Source organism: Streptomyces sp. NPDC107454 (assembly GCF_055582885.1).
The window spans coordinates 1-1,363 of the sequence record NZ_JBVJPA010000061.1 but is presented as its reverse complement, the minus strand read 5'-3'; the positions used below and the strand labels follow the sequence as shown (position 1 = coordinate 1,363).

Genomic DNA, 1,363 nt, shown 5'->3' with positions numbered 1-1,363 from the left:
AGAGGGCCTTAAGTCCGTTTCTGGTAGCGGCCTCGTCCCGGCTGGGTGAGGAAGCCCTGGCGAGTGAGGCGTCCGAGGCGGCTGCGGGTGATGTTGACGGATGCCTCGTCGGTGGGCATGCCGAGGAGTTCGTGTAGCTCGCGGGCTCGGAACTCTTGGTCAGGGTGCTGGTTGAAGGCGTTCACGATGGCCTGGTAGGCGGTGTTCGTCTCGGGCGGTTCGGGTTCGCCTCCAGCCGGTGCGAGTTCGGCGATGACCTTCCGGGTGGTGACCGGGTCCATGAGTCGCGCTTCGGTCTCGGCCAGGGCGGCGGTCAAGTGTTCGATCTGGTCGCGTAGTTCACCGGCTCGGGCCGTGGTCTCGTCGTGCTGGGCCTGGAGGTCGGCCAGGAGCTCGATGACGTTCACGCGGCCAGCCCGAGGGTGTCGCGCCAGGTGGGGGCGGGTGTGGTGAGGCGGCGGGTCATGTTCGCGATGGAGGCCCAGTAGACGCGCGAGGTGGAGGTGCCGAGCCGGTGGTCGTACTCACGGGCCAGGCGGCAGTGCAGCATCAACGTGCCGTTGACCTGCTCCACGATCCACCGCTTGGGCTGCGGGACGAAGCCTTTGCCCTGGTCGTCCGGGTTGCGGCGGACGACCTCGACGTCGATGTCCATTAACGCGCCGTGGATGATGACCTCGCCCTTGAATCCCTGGTCCACCAGGTCCTTCTCCAGGCGCATCCCGCACCGCTCGGCGGCCTGGTCGAGCAGGGCGGTGCCAGCGGCGTTGTCGTGGGCGGAGGCGGCCAGGACCACGACGCCGATGATCAGTCCCAGAACGTCGACGGCCAGTCCCCGCTTGCGGCCCGACACCTTCTTGTTGGCGTCCAGTCCCGTTGTGGTCTTCGGGACACCGGCGGCCGCGCGCACGGACTGAGTGTCGATGATCACGAGGGACGGGTCCTCTAATCGGCGGGCTCTCTCCTGCACCTGGCAGCGCAGGAGTTCCTGGATCCGCTGGTCGAGCGCGTCCTCGCGCCACAGGCCGAAGTAGTAGAACACCGCCGACCAGGCCGGGAAGTCGTGGGGCAGATAGCGCCACTGACAGCCCGTCCGGTTCTGATAGAAGATCGCGTTCACGACCTCCCTCAGGTCGCAGGATCCCGGGTCCCCGGTCGCCGACCGCCTTACCCTGCCCTGCTTCCAGGCCGTGATCATCGGCTCGATCAACACCCACTGCTCGTCCGACAAGTCGCTGGGATACGCCTCTCGCTCCATACCCCGCATCTCAACATGGACATGCCCAGCAGGTGGTCGACGTGGCGATCAGTACCACGATCGAGCGATCACGAACCGAGGAAGATCGGACTTAACGTCCACTGA

General features: G+C 66.4%; 2 protein-coding genes. Both read right to left on the bottom strand.

Annotated elements, in window-relative coordinates; all coding sequences use genetic code 11:
• Positions 1-8: 8 nt before the first annotated feature.
• Entirely contained in the window at positions 9-407 is a 399-nt protein-coding gene (locus ACZ69M_RS51135) for a hypothetical protein (RefSeq protein WP_470060551.1), read from the bottom strand.
• Positions 404-1,258 (bottom strand): IS5 family transposase, encoded by an 855-nt coding sequence (locus ACZ69M_RS51130; protein ID WP_470060550.1) that lies wholly within the window; start codon positions 1,256-1,258, stop codon positions 404-406. The genes ACZ69M_RS51135 and ACZ69M_RS51130 overlap by 4 nt, the downstream gene beginning before the upstream one ends.
• Between the last annotated feature and the right edge of the window lie 105 nt (positions 1,259-1,363).

Bases quoted from the DNA above. Each gene is read 5' to 3' on its own strand.
- ACZ69M_RS51130 (WP_470060550.1), bottom strand. From the start codon at position 1,258: ATGGAGCGAGAGGCGTATCCCAGCGACTTGTCGGACGAGCAGTGGGTG.